Genomic DNA, 14,676 nt, shown 5'->3' with positions numbered 1-14,676 from the left:
CGCGAACTGCGCATTTTCGTGGCGCTGCGCAGCATCGGTGCCCAATATCAACGGCTCGACGGACGTGGCGAGTACTCTTCCCGGCAGAGCGGAAATGATCGGCCAAGATCAGACAGGAAGGCTATGCGCGGCGAACCACTGCCGTTGTCGGAAAACAATCGACTGAAGAACAGAACCAATGATGCTGAATACTCTCACCATGACTCCAGAGCAGGAGTCCGATGCGCGCGCCAAAGCGTTTCACCTCCTCAAGAAATGGACGAGTGTTACGTTCCTCGATCATGCAGTTGATCTGTTCAGGGATTTCCTTCACGCGTACGCCAGGCAGTTGGACACGCCGCGCCCGAATCAACAGGAATTGGAGGCAGCGTATGTCAACGATTTCCTGAGCGCGTTGATAAGGATGGATCAAGGCATTGAGACACTGCGACAAGGTGCTGACAAGCGATCGGCTTACGATGCGCTCATAACGGGGAGCGAAAAAGGTGGTGAGCTTTTGCTCGGGCGGAGTGCGCACGAGGTTGGTCGAACGTATGACCCGTTTTTCCACGCACTTGGCGTGAGGGACTCGAGATTTTCGGATTTCGAATACGCAACTGGGTATGCGGAAGGGGCGTGGATTGAAGAGTTGAGCTGTCAGGCGCTCAAGTGCACTGTCGGACTCGATTTTTCCGAATACCTCAGCTATGGCAAGCGTGCCGACGGCGGTACTCGTGTGTTCAAGCACTGGACGTATGAGTCGTTGTTCCAGGACCCGTTGTTTCCAGCATGGCGATATTGGCCGCCCGGTCGCAGCTATCCCGCCGACCTTCCTCCGTGCCCGCCGAAGAACGAATCCGCGGCCGGGGAGATTCACAGCGGCGAGGAGATTCCAGTCGAGGGTATCTGGGAGCCATGGTTTCCGGCCGGCAAGGTCGGTTGCCCGAGTTACTTCCTGAAAGGCAGTATCGCCCACACCTACTTGCTGGAAGGCACCAACGACGAACATGCGGTGGCCTGGCGGCTGCTGTGGGAAGACAAGCGTTACCGGGACGGCAGCATTCCGGCGGAAGAGGCGACTTATTTCCCGACGCCTGTCGTGCAACCGAGGCTCCGGGCCCTGCCCGGGGAGCCTTGTCCGCGCAGAGGTTACTGGCAAAGTCCGGCTGTCAAGGATTCGGTTCACGTCGAAGCCGGAGCGCCGATGCCGGGGCCGCAGCGCACGACGTGGGGAATGGTCATCTGGCATTACGCGGACCCGCAGCCCCATCACGCGAGTTGAGCGACAGGTTTGCTGCCCATCGGGGCGACGATGGGCCCAGTCCGGTGTGCAAGACAATCGGCGCGATCGAGTGTGATGCTCGTTGCCGCCGCCGTCTATGACCTAGCGCCGCTCGCGCACAGGTCGAACAGCACCGGAATGATCATCGACGACGAGCCTGACGCGTGCCTCGAAGCGACGCGGCTCCCAAAACGCACTCGCCACCCCTCCGCCCGCCCATGTCGAAAATGAACGACTCGATGTCGGAACGACACAAGCCGTGCGCGACCATTCGAACTAACGTGACAGTCCTCTCATCCGTTCGTTCTTCAGGAGCCGACATGTCCGATTTCATCACCGTGCTGCGCAAAACTTGCCCGATGCCCGTCGTCGATGCGACCAAGTGGAAGCGCATCGGCGGCGATCCGCACACCGTGAACCTCAACGCTTACGTGTCCCGCGACGGCAGCAAGATCATGGGCACGTGGATCTGCACGCCCGGCAAGTTCGAAGTGAACTACGAGAAATGGGAGTACTGCCACTTCCTCGACGGCTATTGCATCATCACGCCGGAAGGCGAGGAACCGGTGCACCTGAAGGCCGGCGACGTGTTCGTGATCGAGCCGGGCATGAAGGGAACGTGGGAAGTCGTGGAGACGGTGCGCAAGTACTTCGTGTTCGCGTGAACGAACCGTTCGGTCCGTCCGGTGCGAAAGCGCCGGTCGGAGACCGATGCGTCCAACCGCGCGCTCCGCTAATCGACGCTCAGCGCCTTTTCGATCGCGGCGATCAATTTGAACGCGTCGTCGCGACCGATCCGCAGGCCGCGGCTGGTGTACTCGCAGCCGAACGCGTAGAAGCTCGGCAACAGCGTGATCGCATCGTTCTGTCGATCGAAGTCGACTTCGCATTTCGTCAATGGAAAGAACGGACGCACTTCGACGGGCGGCTCGTACACGACTCGCGCCCTAGTACAGCTTCCGCGGCGGCAGCATGCGCTTCGCGCGGAGTCGCTGTCTCGACACGGCGCTCGCTTTCTTGCGTTTGCGCTCGGTGGTCGGTTTCTCATACCCGGTGCGGCTGCGCAACTCGCGGATGAGTCCGGTTTTCTCGATGTTTCGCCGGAAGCGGCGCAGCGCGACCTCGACTGGTTCGTCGGGCTTGAGGATGATGGTCGTCATGCAGATCCTGTTCTAAAAGCGTGTGGTGGGAAGCTAGCCGAGTCGCGTCATGACGGCGCTCGCTATCCCGTCGGACTCGAACTCGGAATATCCGGCGCCGATCGACAGTGCGCGCACGGCAGCGAACATTTGCAACTCGGGTTGATGGCGCAACGCGGATCCGGCAAGCCGGTGTTGCGGGACAGCGTCGGTCGGGGAAATCTCGTGTCGCTCGATCAGGCCGAGCAATTCGTCGATGATCATTTCGCGCTCCGAATCGCCAGCCGACTGTCGCCGGCCGCGTCGACATGCATCGGTGGAATCGGTGGAACTACGCGAACAGCGGCTGCTCGCCGCGATTGCCATCGATGACCTGCTCTGCGTACAGCACCGACGCCCGCCGCGCATCGCCCGCCGATTCGAACGGCGTCTTGCTGGCCAACCGGAACGTCTCGCTGCGGGTCAGCGTGTCGATGGTGCCGCGCAGGCAGATCTTCACGGCCGCGTCGAAGCCGCCGTCGTAGTTGTGCGCACTGCCGTTCCGCGACGGAACGTGCGGGTAGATCAGCGGGTAAATTTCGAAGCCACGATACAGATGCATGCTCATGAGGAACTCCTCTGTTCGTCGCGACAAATCGCACGGACGAACGCAACCGACCGGTATCACCGCTACGCGGCGCGACGGGTGGGGGTGAAAAGAAAACGATGCGTGCGGATGACGGCGCAACGCAGCAAGAGGGCAGAGGGCGGGACGAGCGATCTGGGACGTGACGCGCGCTCGGATGAATTGATCATACGCGCTTCGTGGCCGATGTCCATCTTATTCTCGACGGGGGCGCTGCAAGGCTTCGACCCCTAGCGACGCGCGTCTCGCCAAGTCGCAAATCCCCGTTCGTCATCCAATATCGCGCGGTGCGCCGACGGCTCGCGGCGCGGTCGCCGACGTCAGCCGATCGCATGCATGACGACCAGCAACAACGCCCCGACGACGATCAGCAGCACCGCATGAACGCGCGTGAGCATCACGCATGCAGTCGACGCAAGCGCGATCGCGCGGGCCGGCCACCCGCCGTCGAGCGCCTGCAGCAGCACCCAGGCCGACGCCAGAATCATCCCCGCTGCAACCGGCCGCAGGCCGGCCTCGAGGGCGACTTGCCAACGTGCGCCCTGGTGCCGCCGCCATAGATGCGCGACGCCGTAAATGAGGAACGCGGTCGGCCCGAACAGCGCGAGCGTCGCGATCACCGCGCCCCAGAAGCCGGCCACCTGCCACCCGATCAGCGTTGCAAGCAGAGAGCCGGGGCCCGGCGCCATCCGCGCAATCGCGAAGTCGTTCACGAACTGTGCGGCCGTCATCCAGTGATGAACATCGACGACCTGCCGCTGGATATCGGCGACGATCGCCTGGCCGCCGCCGATGGTGGCGATCGACAGCGGCGCGAACACGCCGGCCAGCGCGACATAGCGGGACAGCGTGATCATCGGCCGCTCCCCCCGGCCGTCGCGCGCGCCGCACGACGGTATTCGAGTGCGACGCTCAGCGTGCCGCCGATCACCACGGTCCACACGAGCGGCCAGTGCAGCACGGCCACCGACACGAACGTGAGCGTCATCACCGTCAGCGGCAGCGCACGGCGCGGCAGTCGGCGCACCGCGGTGATCGCCATCGAGATCGACAGCCCGATCGCCGCGGCCGCGGCGCCGGCGAGCGCGACGTGGGCGAGCGTGAAGCGCGTGAGTGCAGAGAGCGCGACGCCGAACAGCACGATCAGCACGGCGGGCGGCGCGATGACGCCGGTGAAGCCGGCCACCGCGCCGCGCCATCCGGCGAGCCGGTAGCCGATCCAGATCGCGAGGTTCTTCACATTGACGCCCGGCAACGCCTGCGACAACGCGAGTCCGTTCAGGAACGCCTCCTCGTCGAGCCAGCGCCGCTCGTGCACGAATGCGCGCATCATGCGCCCGCTCAATCCGCCGCCAAAGCTGGTCAGGCCGATCTGCGCGAACGCGGCGAACAAGGCGAGGATGCCCGGAGGCGGGGCGATAGCGTCTGGAACGGAGGTCGGGGCGGTCGGCATCGGGCGGGCGCTGACGTGTCGGTTGGGCAGTCGCCCATGGTAGCAAGGGCTGTCTGTCGGCACGCTGACGTGGGGCCGTCGGCGCTCATCCCGCTTTCCGCCGCGCTACGCCCGCACGACCGTCACGCCGGCAGCCTCGATCGGCTCGGTCAGGGCGACGTCGGTTTCCTGCTCGACGACCACGGTCTGCGCGAGCGCCAGCTCGCCGATCACGAATTGCGACGCCGCGCGCAATTTGGATTGCGACGCGAGCACGACCGTCTCCGCGGCGCGTGCCGCGAGCGCGCGCTTGATCGCGGCTTCCTCGAAATCGCCGGTGCTCAGGCCCGCGACCGGATGCACGCCGGTGACGCCCATGAAATACAGGTCGGCATGGATGCGCGAGATACCTTCGAGCGCCGCTGCGCCGACCGCGACGATCGAATGCTTGTACAGCCGCCCGCCGATCAGGATGACGTCGATCGACGGATGCGCCGCCAGCGCGACGGCCACGCTCGGGCTGTGCGTGACGATCGTCGCGCGCAGGTCGGCCGGCAACTGGCTGACGAGCAGCGCCGACGTCGTGCCGCCATCGACGATCGCGACTTGTCCCGGCGCGATCATCTGGGCGGCGCGACGCGCGATGCGCCGCTTTTCCGCGGTTTCCAGCGTCTCGCGCTGCGCGAACGGCGCGACGGCCGGCGACGCCGGCAGCGCGCCGCCGTGCACGCGCTGCAACAGCCCTTCGGCGGCCAGCTCGCGCAGGTCGCGCCGCACGGTGTCTTCGGATACGCCGAATTGCGCGCTCAGTTCGACGGCCAGCACCTGGCCGTCACGGGCGAGCGCGTCGAGGATCGCTTTCTTGCGTTGGGTCGTCAGCATCGCATTGCACGAAATATCTTGAAATTGCACGAAACTGCACGTTACCATGGGCGCCGTCCTATGTCGAATGGGGAGGCCGCGATGGCCGCAACGCATGAGCGCGTCCGTATCGTCGATACGACGGTGCTGTCCGATGACTGGTACGTGCTGAAGAAGGTGACGTTCGATTTCCTGCGCCGCGACGGCACCTGGCAGCGGCTGAGCCGCGAGACCTACGACCGCGGCAACGGCGCGACCATCCTGCTGCGCAATGCGGCGACGGGCGACGTGCTGCTCACGCGGCAGTTCCGGATGCCGGCGTTCGTGAACGGCCACGACGGGATGCTGCTCGAAGCGGCGGCCGGCCTGCTCGACGATGCGACGCCCGATGCGCGTATCCGCGCGGAAGCCGAAGAGGAAACCGGCTACCGCGTGCGCGGCGTGCGCAAGGTGTTCGAGGCGTTCATGAGCCCCGGCTCGGTGACGGAGAAGCTGCATTTCTTCGTCGGCGAATACGACGCGTCGCTGCGGATCGGCGACGGCGGCGGCGTCGCGGAAGAGGGCGAGGATCTCGAGGTCGTCGAGATGCCGCTGCGTGCGGCGCTCGACGCGATCGAGCGCGGCGAGATCGTCGATGCGAAGACCATCATGCTGCTGCAGTACGTCGCGCTGCGGGAAACCGCCGGCGTGCGCCCGACATGACGCCGCTGCTGGTGCTCGTCGCCGGGCCGTGGCGCAGCGGCACCGACGGCGACCCCGCGCGCATCGCCGCCAACCTGCGCCGGCTCGAGCAGGCCGCGCTCGCGGTGTATCGCCGCGGGCACGTGCCGATGATCGGCGAGTGGCTGTCGCTGCCGCTCGCCACGGCGGCCGGCGCCACGGCGATCGGTGACGCGATCAGCGAATCGTTCCTGTATCCGGCGGCGCACCGGCTGTTGCGGCGCTGCGATGCGGTGCTGCGGATCGACGGCGCATCGCGCGGCGCAGACGCGGACGTGACGCTTGCGCGGCAGCTCGGCAAGGCGGTCTACTCGTCGGTCGAGGCGATACCGGTCGTGCAGGAGAGTTCACAAGCCTGAACGCGATGCCGTGCGGCGTGCCCGACCGTGCGTGCGGCGGCCACGGCCGGTTCGCGGCGCGCTCGGCGCTCGGCGCGGCACTGCGCTGCGCAACACCACGCCACGCCACGCCGCCGCAGCATCGCGCTCGAACCGGCGTATGATCGCGCGACATCCGCCGCCTACCGTTCGATTCTTTGCCCAGCTTCGCCATGCCGCTTTCCCGTTCCTTCGATGCGTCCGCCGCACCACTCCCACTGCCCACTGATCGCGTCGGCGCCGCCGTCGAGGCGCTCGCGCGCGCCGATGCGCTCCTCGTGACGGCCGGCGCCGGCATCGGCGTCGATTCGGGGCTGCCCGATTTCCGCGGCACGGACGGCTTCTGGCGCGCCTATCCGGCGCTGCGCCAGGAGCGCTTCGAATTTCACGAGATCGCGTCGCCGCAGGCGTTTCGCGCGCAACCGCGGCTGGCGTGGGGCTTCTACGGGCACCGTCTTGCGCTGTATCGACAGACGCTGCCGCATCAGGGCTTCGCGATCCTGCGACGCTGGATCGACGCGATGCCGAACGGCGGTTTCGTGCTGACGAGCAACGTCGACGGTCAGTTTCAGAAAGCCGGCTTCGATCCGGCGCGCATCGTCGAGATCCACGGTTCGATTCACGCGCTGCAGTGTCTGCGTCCGTGCTCGGACGACACGTGGGATGCGGCATCGTTCGTCCCCGACGTCGACGCCGCCGCGTGCCGGCTGATCGGCGAGCCGCCGCGCTGCCCGCGCTGCGGCGGCCTGGCGCGGCCGAACATCCTGATGTTCGGCGACCACGGCTGGCTCGGCGAGCGCTACGACGCGCAGCAGCGCGCGCTCGACGAATGGATCGCCCAGGCGGGGCGGGTGGTGGTGGTCGAGCTCGGCGCAGGCACCGCGATCCCGACCGTCCGGCTGACGAGCGAGCGGCTCGGCGCCGATGTGATCCGCATCAACGCACGCGAAGCGCATGCGCGCCGCGCGGACGTGATCGGGCTGCAGGGCGGCGCGCTCGCGACGCTCGTCGAACTCGAGCGCGCGTGGCACGGCGGTTGAACGCGGCGGCGGCGCGCGGCCGCCGCCGCCGGTTGTGCGGTTACGGCTGCGCGACGAGCGTCTGAACGAGCGACGGCGCGACCGGCGAACCGAGGCCCGTCACGTAGTCGTAGCCGCCGGCCGCGTTGCAGATGCTGCCGCAACTGCCGTTCGACCCGATCGTGACGTCGTGATAGTCGCTGCCGTACGCGCTCTTTCCGATCGCATACAGCGTGTCGTAGGTGCCGCTCAGACGGCTCTTGCCGGCCGCCGCGCGCAGCGAATTCGCGATCGCGACGAGCGCCGACCATTGCGGTGCGCCGGCGCTCGTGCCGCCGACCTGGAACCAGCCGGCCTGCCCCTGGTACGTCACCGAGTCGTACACGGCGAAGCCGCTGGACGGATTCGCGTCGTAGCCGACGTCGGGCACGCCACGCTTGCCGGCCACCGGAATCGGCCAGCCGGCCTGACCGGCCGGCTCGCCCTCGGCGGTGCTCACGCCGCCGCCGCTGCCGCTCCACGCCGCTTCGCCGACGTAGTTGCCCGCTGCGTCGACCGACAGCGTCGTGCCGCCCACCGCGACCACATACGGCGATGCAGCCGGGTACTCGGTCCCGGTGCCGCTGTCGCCGGACGACGCGACGAACGTGACGCCCGGCACGTTGAAGTGGCCGTCGTAGGCGGTTTCCCCGCTGAACTCGTTGCCGCCGAAGCTCATCGACACGACCGACGCGCCGCGTTTCACCGCAACGTCGACCGCAGCCATCAGATCGGTAAAGCTCGCCGATGCGGCCTCGACCAGCACGATCTTCGCTTTCGGCGCGATGGCGTGCACCCATTCGACGTCGAGCGACATCTCGAGCGACCAGCCGGCGTCCGTCTTGGGCCGGGTGCCGCGCGCATACACCTTGGTGAAACACCCGTTCGACGACGTGCAGGCAGGCAGCGCGAACGCGTTGCTGAAGACGCCGAGATCGGCCTCGATCTTCGGGTCGTCGTACGCGTCGACGATCGCGACGACCATCCCGTCGCCCTGGTTCGCGAGCGCATCGAATCCGTACGCGTGCCGCACGAGCGCGGGCGTGAGGCCGGCGACGGTGGCCGTGCTTGCACGCGGCTTGGTGTGGAACGGCGGGCGGGCGAATCCTTTCGGCGCGCGGTGGCCTTCGATGTACGACTGCTGGGCGCCGTCGTCGGCGAGCGCGACGCTCGACCCGAGCAGCGACGCGCACAGCGCCGGAATCAACATGGATGACAGGCGAATATTGTTCATTTTGAGAATCTCCCCGTGCCGACGGATCGACGGCGAATTGATTCTATGAAATAGCCGGAATGAATTACATCGAATATCGGCAGGATGCGGGAATGTCTGGATGAGGGTAAATACGCGGAATGCCCGGCGCATGGGGCTTGTCATGACCGGAACGGACCGCCTGGCGCAGGTTTCTCCGACTTCCGAACGGCCGCTGACTCATTAATCGATTTATTTTGTGGATTTGTAATGTTCGGCGTAATTCATCGGAAAATGGCGAATCCGGCGGCCGTGTGCGAACGATACGACGCGCCGGCATTGCGGCCGCCGCACGATTGCGCATACAGTTCGGCGTACGCCGCGCCGGCCATCCGGCGCCGTCAGCAAGGAGTTTTCGTGTTCCCTTCGATCGTCGCGATCTTCGTCGGCGCCGGGCTCGGCGCCGTGTTGCGCTGGTTCCTGGGCCTCGCGCTCAACGCGTTCGTGCCGGCCATGCCGCTCGGCACGCTGGCCGCGAACCTGCTCGGCGGCTACGCGATCGGCATCGCGGCCGTCGTGTTCACGAGCCGCGTCGGCCTGCCGCCCGAATGGCGGCTGTTCGTGATCACCGGCTTCCTCGGTGGCCTCACGACGTTCTCCACCTACTCGGTCGAAGTGATGACGCACGCGCTGCAGGGCGAATTCGGATGGGCGTTCGCGGTGGCTGTCCTACACTTGACTGGTTCGTTCACGCTGACGGCGCTCGGCATGTGGACCGCCAGCGCGTGGTTCGCGCCGGCCTGAGCGCGCCGGCATCCGGAGGACGCGATGGACACCGTGTTCCTGCGCTTCTATGTGCATGAGCAGCAGCGGCTGCACTGGAAGCCGCTATGGGAATGGCTGCTGGAGGAAGCTAACCGGATGGGCGTCGCGGGCGGTTCCGCGTTCCGCGCGATGGCCGGCTTCGGCCGGCATCGCGTGCTGCATGAGGACCGCTTCTTCGAGCTGCAGGGCTCGCTCACGATCGAGGTCGAATTCATCGTCACCGAGGCCGAGGCGCGGCAACTGCTCGAACGGCTGTCGCGCGAGAAAGTGCGCGTGTGCTACGCGATGATCCCGGCGAGCTTCGGCGTGATCGACACGCTGTCGGCGCCGCCGGCCGCGGGGCCGGCGGTGTAGCGCAACGCTTCAGATGCCGAACATCGTCAGCGACACGGCTGCGCGCGTGACGATCATCAGCAGCACCTGCACGATCACGAACAGCAGGATCGGCGACAGGTCGATGCCGCCGAGGTTCGGGATCACGCGGCGCAGCGGGTTCAGGAACGGCGCGGTGAGCTGGTAGAGGATCGGCATCGCCGGCGAGCGCGGATTGAGCCACGACAGCAGCGCCATCAGGATCGTCATCCAGATCACCAGATTGAGCGCCCACTTCACGACGGTCAGCAGCGCGACCACGACGAGCGTCGCGATCACCGAAGCCGGGTCGAAGCCGGCCATCACGACCATCAGCACCACATAGACGAGCGCGGTGAGCAGCGCGGCGACGACGCTTGCCCAGTCGATGCCGCGCACGCCCGCGATCACGCGGCGCAGCGGCAGCACGAGCCAGTTGGTGGCCTGCAGGACGGCCTGCGTGACGGGGTTGTACGGCGGCACGCGCACGGCCTGCATCCAGACGCGCAATATCAGCGCGGCGCCGAACAGCGTGAAGACGGTATTGAGCAGAAAACGGGCGATCTCGCCGAACATCGTTGGCATCCTTTTTATGCAGTCGAGTAGCGTGCGGCCGCCAACGCCGGATGGCGGCGCATCGGCCGACACCTTATCACGCCTCGTCTCGCGGCGGGGAGGGGTGTCCGGTGGTGCGCGCGAGCGACGCTTCGACGGCCTGGGCGAGCGCCGGCAGCGTGGCCGGCGGCACCGTGCGTTGCGCCGCGAGCGCGACCGCGCGGCGCGTCATCAGCGCGTACAGCGTCGCGTGATCGCCGCCGCGCGCCTCGAGCAGCGCGAGCTGGCGCTCGACGATGCCGGTGTCGCCGCGCGACACCGGGCCGGCGAGCGCGTTCGCGAGCCCCTTGTCGCGGGCGGTCTCGATCGTGCCGGCGAGCATCGGCAGCAGCGCGCGCAGCGCGGCGGCTTCGTCGAAGCCGAGGCCGCGCCACAGCTCGACCGCTTCCGCCAGCCCGCACAGCGCGAAGCTCGCCGCGTAATGCGCGGCCCCGTGATACAGCATCCGGCCGCCGGCGGGAATCGACAGCGGGTGGCAGCCGAGTGCGGCCACGAGCCGCATCAGCGTCGCATGCAATGCGCCGTCGGCCTCGATCGTGACCGAGCAACCGTCGATGCGCGTGAGGTCGGCGTCGGTGCCGCCGAACAGGTAGAGCGGATGAAAGCCGCCGGTGGCTGCGCCTTGCAGCCGGGCCGGATCGAGCAGTTCCACCGCCGAGGCGCCGCTGCAGTGCACGAGCGCCTGGCCGCTCGCGCGGGCCGCATCGAACCGCAGTGCGGCGGCGGCGGGCGCGAGCTGGTCGTCGGGGACGGTCAGGAAGATCAGGTCGGCCGCATCGACGACCTGCTGCGGCGTGTCGACTGCCCGGCAGCCGTCGATGCGGGCTGCGAGTTCTGCGGCGGAAGCGGCCGTGCGGCTCGCGACTGCGGCGACCGGAAATCCGGCCGCCGCGAATCGCATCGCGACGCAGCGCGCGAGACGGCCGGCGCCGATGAAGCCGAGGCGGGGAGTATCGGGTACGGACATGGGCGGGGCGGGGACAAGAACGGGCAGCCGCCAGTATCGCAGGAATGACGACGGCGTCGCGACGGCGCGGGCACACGTGGACCTCGTCGAGCGCGTTGGTGCTCGCCGTGGCGGGTCGTTGCAAGAATGTATGTCGTGAGCGCGGAGCTTCGAGGGAGGACGGTTGCGACCCTCAAACTGAGTGGGCCGCTTGCCCATCGGAACGGTCGGCGTCTTGTCTCGAATTTGTAATCGTTCATTACGGCACGCTGCGAGCCGTGGGGGCGTGGTCCGGTAAGAACGACCGAGTGGGGTGCCGCGCGTGGGCCGGTCGGACGAAATCCTGCGTGTCGGTGCGGCACGCGCTGGCCGCGCGAGCGGGGCATCGTGGTGGCCCTCGCGGCCCGGAATTGCAATTTGCAACAAATGCGCGACCCGCCCGGAGCGGGTTTTCGCTACATTGCTTGCATGCGACGTGCGCGCCTGCCGTCGCCGACCGGAGCGCACAAATTACCGCTCCAGCAGGAGAATCGAAGTGAAAAAGCTCATTCCGTTCATCGCCGCCGCCGCGCTCGGCCTGGGTGCCGCGAGCGCCGCGCAGGCCCACGTGTCGATCGGGGTCGGCATCGGTATCCCGGTTGCGCCGGCATACCCCGTGTACGCGCCGCCGCCGCCCGTCTACTACGCACCGCCGCCTCCGCCCGTGTATTACGCGCCTGCGCCGGCGTACTATGCGCCGCCGCCGGTGGTGGTCGGCGGCTATTACGGCCGTCCGTACTGGCATCACGGTTATGGCGGCTGGGGCCACCACGGCTACTGGCGCCGCTGACGCGTCGCGCGCGGCGACGGCCGCGTGAAGCAGAACGGCGCAACGCCCGGTGACGGACGTTGCGCCGTTCTTCATTTCAGGCGCCCGATGCCGCGTGGGCGGCACGTTGCGCTCACGCGGCGTGAACGATTAGATCGCGGTAGCCGCCGACGATCACGCTATAAGAGAAATACGCGAACAGCAGCGCCGACGCGACATGGCACGCGCGCATCAGCCCCGCGCCCGCACGCTTGCGGCCGTGGCTCGCGAGCGTGCAGATGAACAGCGTCCACGCGAGGCCGCCGAGGAAGAAGCCGGACAGGAACACCGAAGCCGTAGCCGGCGTGGTCGCGCCGGCTTTCGCGATCAGTGCGCCGCCGACCGCCGCGAACCACAGGATCGCGCTCGGCGACGACATCGCCAGCAGCAGCCCGCGTACGAAGCTGCGGCGCGCGCTCGCACGCGGCGCGGGTGCGTCGCCGGCGCGGTCGTCGGCATCGGCGGGCGGCGCGATCGCTTCGCGCGCCATCTTCCACGTGAGGAACAGCAGCACCGCGCCGCCGCCGATCCAGACGATCCAGCGCACGGCCTCGAACTGCAGCAGCACGGCCATGCCGGCCAGCGCGAGCGCGGCGTAGACGAGATCGCCGACGCACGAGCCGAGGCCGAGCCAGAAGCCCGGCCGAAAGCCGTGCGACAGCGTCAGCGACAGCATCGCGACGTTGACGAGGCCGATGTCGAGACACAGCGACAGCGACAGGAAGAAGCCGTCGGACAGCATCGAGGCGGGTGGAAAGCTCATCGTCGTTGCTCGGGTGGAGTCGATGGTGCGTGCCGACGCGTGTCTGCGCACGGGCCGATCAAAGTCCGATCTCCTGCCAGAGCCGGTCCACGCGCGCCTTGACGGCCGCGTCCATCTCGATCGGCCGGCCCCATTCGCGGTTGGTCTCGCCCGGCCACTTGTTGGTCGCGTCGAGCCCCATCTTCGAACCGAGCCCGGCGACGGGCGACGCAAAGTCGAGATAGTCGATCGGCGTGCTGTCGACCATCACGGTGTCGCGCACCGGATCGACGCGCGTCGTGATGGCCCAGATCACCTCGTTCCAGTCGCGGATGTTCACGTCCTCGTCCACGACCACGATGAACTTCGTGTACATGAACTGCCGCAGGAAGCTCCATACGCCGAACATCACGCGCTTCGCATGGCCCGCGTAGCTCTTCTTCATCTGCACGATGGCCATCCGGTAGCTGCAGCCTTCCGGCGGCAGGTAGAAGTCCGTGATCTCGGTGAACTGCTTCTGCAGCAGCGGCACGAACACCTCGTTGAGCGCGACGCCGAGCACGGCCGGCTCGTCGGGCGGCTTGCCCGTATAGGTCGAGTGATAGATCGCGTCGCGGCGCATCGTGATGCGCTCGACCGTGAACACCGGAAACCACTCCTGCTCGTTGTAGTAGCCGGTGTGGTCGCCGTACGGGCCTTCGAGCGCGTGCTCGTACGCGGCCGCCGCATTGCCGGCCGGCCGCGGCGGCGCGCCGGCCGGGGCCGGCGCGGGCGTGCCTTGCTGCGGATAAATGAAGCCTTCGAGCACGATTTCCGCGCGCGCGGGCACCTGCAGCGTGTCGACGCCGGGCGTCAGGCACTTCGCGAGCTCGGTGCGGCTGCCGCGCAGCAGGCCGGCGAACTGATACTCGGACAGCGTGTCGGGCACCGGCGTCACGGCGCCGAGCGTCGTGGCCGGATCGGCGCCGAGCACGACCGCGACCGGATACGGTTGGCCCGGATTCCTCAATGCGAATTCGCGGAAATCCAGCGCGCCGCCGCGATGGGCGAGCCAGCGCATGATCAGCTTGTTGCGGCCGATCAGCTGCTGGCGGTAGATGCCGAGATTCTGGCGCGACTTGTTCGGCCCGCGCGTGACCGTGAGGCCCCACGTGACGAGCGGCCCGGCGTCGCCGGGCCAGCAGGTCTGGATCGGCAGCTTGTGCAGGTCGACGTCGGCGCCTTCCCAGACGATCTCCTGGCATGCCGGCGACGACACCGATTTCGGCGCCATGTCCCACACGGCCTTGGCGAGCGACAGCAGCTTGCCGGCGTCCTTCAGGCTCTTCGGCGGATCCGGCTCCTTCAACGCGGACAGCAGCCGCCCGAGGTCGCGCAGCGAGCCGAGCGCGGCGTCGTCGCCCGCATCGACGCCCATCCCGAGCGCGACGCGGCGCGGCGTGCCGAACAGGTTGCCGAGCACCGGAAACGCATTGCCCGGCGGCGCGTTGAACAGCAGCGCAGGGCCGCCGGCGCGCAGCACGCGGTCGCACAGCTCAGTCATTTCGAGCACGGGCGACACGGGCTGCGTGACGCGCCGCAGTTCGCCGAGCGCCTCGAGGCGCTGAATGAAATCTCGTAAGTCTTTGTATTTCATGAAGATGGTCCGGATTGCCCGCGACGCGGGCAACGGTGAGCGGGCGCAA

20 protein-coding genes are annotated in these 14,676 nt (G+C 67.5%); 8 read left to right on the top strand and 12 right to left on the bottom strand.

Translation table 11 applies throughout. The annotated features are described in order from the left end of the window. Window positions 1-178: 178 nt before the first annotated feature. A complete protein-coding gene (locus C3Y15_RS24325; RefSeq protein WP_069238985.1) occupies window positions 179-1,261 on the top strand; it encodes an Imm71 family immunity protein in 1,083 nt (360 codons plus the stop codon). A gap of 320 nt (window positions 1,262-1,581) precedes the next feature. Next, window positions 1,582-1,926 (top strand): cupin domain-containing protein, encoded by a 345-nt coding sequence (locus C3Y15_RS24320; protein WP_011883612.1) that lies wholly within the window; start codon window positions 1,582-1,584, stop codon window positions 1,924-1,926. Window positions 1,927-1,994: 68 nt separating this feature from the next. Here C3Y15_RS24320 and C3Y15_RS24315 read toward each other — a convergent pair whose 3' ends face one another. The 7 genes from C3Y15_RS24315 to C3Y15_RS24285 form a co-directional block, all read right to left on the bottom strand. Further along, complete coding sequence (locus C3Y15_RS24315) at window positions 1,995-2,198, bottom strand: hypothetical protein (RefSeq protein WP_014722600.1); 204 nt, start codon at window positions 2,196-2,198, stop codon at window positions 1,995-1,997. A gap of 10 nt (window positions 2,199-2,208) precedes the next feature. Continuing rightward, window positions 2,209-2,421, bottom strand: a complete 213-nt coding sequence (gene rpsU, locus C3Y15_RS24310) for a 30S ribosomal protein S21 (RefSeq protein WP_011883613.1) — start codon at window positions 2,419-2,421, stop codon at window positions 2,209-2,211. 33 nt (window positions 2,422-2,454) lie between these two features. Beyond that, entirely contained in the window at window positions 2,455-2,664 is a 210-nt protein-coding gene (locus C3Y15_RS24305; protein ID WP_011883615.1) for a hypothetical protein, read from the bottom strand. 67 nt (window positions 2,665-2,731) lie between these two features. Beyond that, on the bottom strand, window positions 2,732-3,007 hold the full coding sequence (locus C3Y15_RS24300; protein WP_014722601.1) for a hypothetical protein: 276 nt from the start codon (window positions 3,005-3,007) through the stop codon (window positions 2,732-2,734). A 338-nt stretch (window positions 3,008-3,345) separates the two neighbouring features. Further along, window positions 3,346-3,882 carry a chromate transporter gene (locus C3Y15_RS24295; RefSeq protein WP_011883619.1) on the bottom strand — a complete coding sequence of 179 codons (537 nt, stop codon included), beginning with the start codon at window positions 3,880-3,882 and terminating at the stop codon, window positions 3,346-3,348. Continuing rightward, complete coding sequence (locus tag C3Y15_RS24290; protein WP_041493782.1) at window positions 3,879-4,478, bottom strand: chromate transporter; 600 nt, start codon at window positions 4,476-4,478, stop codon at window positions 3,879-3,881. The genes C3Y15_RS24295 and C3Y15_RS24290 overlap by 4 nt, the downstream gene beginning before the upstream one ends. A 105-nt stretch (window positions 4,479-4,583) precedes the next feature. Next, a complete protein-coding gene (locus C3Y15_RS24285) occupies window positions 4,584-5,339 on the bottom strand; it encodes a DeoR/GlpR family DNA-binding transcription regulator (protein WP_069246368.1) in 756 nt (251 codons plus the stop codon). An 81-nt stretch (window positions 5,340-5,420) separates the two neighbouring features. On the opposite strand from C3Y15_RS24285, the gene C3Y15_RS24280 reads away from it, so the two are divergent. The 3 genes from C3Y15_RS24280 (at window position 5,421) to C3Y15_RS24270 (ending at window position 7,455) form a co-directional block, all read left to right on the top strand. Next, window positions 5,421-6,020: an NUDIX domain-containing protein gene (locus C3Y15_RS24280; protein ID WP_059567025.1), complete on the top strand. Its 600-nt coding sequence runs from the start codon at window positions 5,421-5,423 to the stop codon at window positions 6,018-6,020. Further along, the gene (locus C3Y15_RS24275; protein ID WP_059695206.1) at window positions 6,017-6,397 is read left to right on the top strand and encodes a hypothetical protein; all 381 of its coding nucleotides are present in this window, start codon (window positions 6,017-6,019) and stop codon (window positions 6,395-6,397) included. The genes C3Y15_RS24280 and C3Y15_RS24275 overlap by 4 nt, the downstream gene beginning before the upstream one ends. A gap of 191 nt (window positions 6,398-6,588) precedes the next feature. Then, window positions 6,589-7,455, top strand: a complete 867-nt coding sequence (locus tag C3Y15_RS24270) for a Sir2 family NAD-dependent protein deacetylase (RefSeq protein ID WP_011883629.1) — start codon at window positions 6,589-6,591, stop codon at window positions 7,453-7,455. A gap of 40 nt (window positions 7,456-7,495) precedes the next feature. Here C3Y15_RS24270 and C3Y15_RS24265 read toward each other — a convergent pair whose 3' ends face one another. Beyond that, window positions 7,496-8,707, bottom strand: coding sequence for a S53 family peptidase (locus tag C3Y15_RS24265; RefSeq protein WP_059560638.1), 1,212 nt, complete (start codon window positions 8,705-8,707; stop codon window positions 7,496-7,498). A 375-nt stretch (window positions 8,708-9,082) separates the two neighbouring features. Between C3Y15_RS24265 and crcB the strand changes: the two genes are divergently transcribed. Together crcB and C3Y15_RS24255 are read left to right on the top strand one after the other, a co-directional pair. Continuing rightward, the gene (gene crcB / locus C3Y15_RS24260) at window positions 9,083-9,469 is read left to right on the top strand and encodes a fluoride efflux transporter CrcB (RefSeq protein WP_011883633.1); all 387 of its coding nucleotides are present in this window, start codon (window positions 9,083-9,085) and stop codon (window positions 9,467-9,469) included. Between the two features lie 24 nt (window positions 9,470-9,493). Next, complete coding sequence (locus C3Y15_RS24255; RefSeq protein WP_059455916.1) at window positions 9,494-9,844, top strand: DUF190 domain-containing protein; 351 nt, start codon at window positions 9,494-9,496, stop codon at window positions 9,842-9,844. A gap of 9 nt (window positions 9,845-9,853) precedes the next feature. Here the strand turns inward: C3Y15_RS24255 and C3Y15_RS24250 are convergent, their stop codons facing one another. Continuing rightward, the gene (locus C3Y15_RS24250) at window positions 9,854-10,417 is read right to left on the bottom strand and encodes a YggT family protein (RefSeq protein WP_059448134.1); all 564 of its coding nucleotides are present in this window, start codon (window positions 10,415-10,417) and stop codon (window positions 9,854-9,856) included. Window positions 10,418-10,493: 76 nt separating this feature from the next. Beyond that, window positions 10,494-11,423 (bottom strand): DUF2520 domain-containing protein, encoded by a 930-nt coding sequence (locus C3Y15_RS24245; protein WP_069246160.1) that lies wholly within the window; start codon window positions 11,421-11,423, stop codon window positions 10,494-10,496. A 514-nt stretch (window positions 11,424-11,937) separates the two neighbouring features. Between C3Y15_RS24245 and C3Y15_RS24240 the strand changes: the two genes are divergently transcribed. Beyond that, entirely contained in the window at window positions 11,938-12,231 is a 294-nt protein-coding gene (locus tag C3Y15_RS24240) for a hypothetical protein (protein WP_014722613.1), read from the top strand. Window positions 12,232-12,343: 112 nt separating this feature from the next. Here the strand turns inward: C3Y15_RS24240 and C3Y15_RS24235 are convergent, their stop codons facing one another. Then, window positions 12,344-13,012 carry a LysE family transporter gene (locus C3Y15_RS24235; RefSeq protein ID WP_014722614.1) on the bottom strand — a complete coding sequence of 223 codons (669 nt, stop codon included), beginning with the start codon at window positions 13,010-13,012 and terminating at the stop codon, window positions 12,344-12,346. A 58-nt stretch (window positions 13,013-13,070) separates the two neighbouring features. After that, on the bottom strand, window positions 13,071-14,627 hold the full coding sequence (locus tag C3Y15_RS24230; protein WP_011883644.1) for a UbiD family decarboxylase: 1,557 nt from the start codon (window positions 14,625-14,627) through the stop codon (window positions 13,071-13,073). Between the last annotated feature and the right edge of the window lie 49 nt (window positions 14,628-14,676).

It is taken from the genome of Burkholderia sp. B10 (assembly GCF_004368385.1).
In the GTDB taxonomy this organism is placed as follows: domain Bacteria; phylum Pseudomonadota; class Gammaproteobacteria; order Burkholderiales; family Burkholderiaceae; genus Burkholderia; species Burkholderia vietnamiensis.
This window is presented reverse-complemented; position numbering and strand designations above follow the sequence as displayed.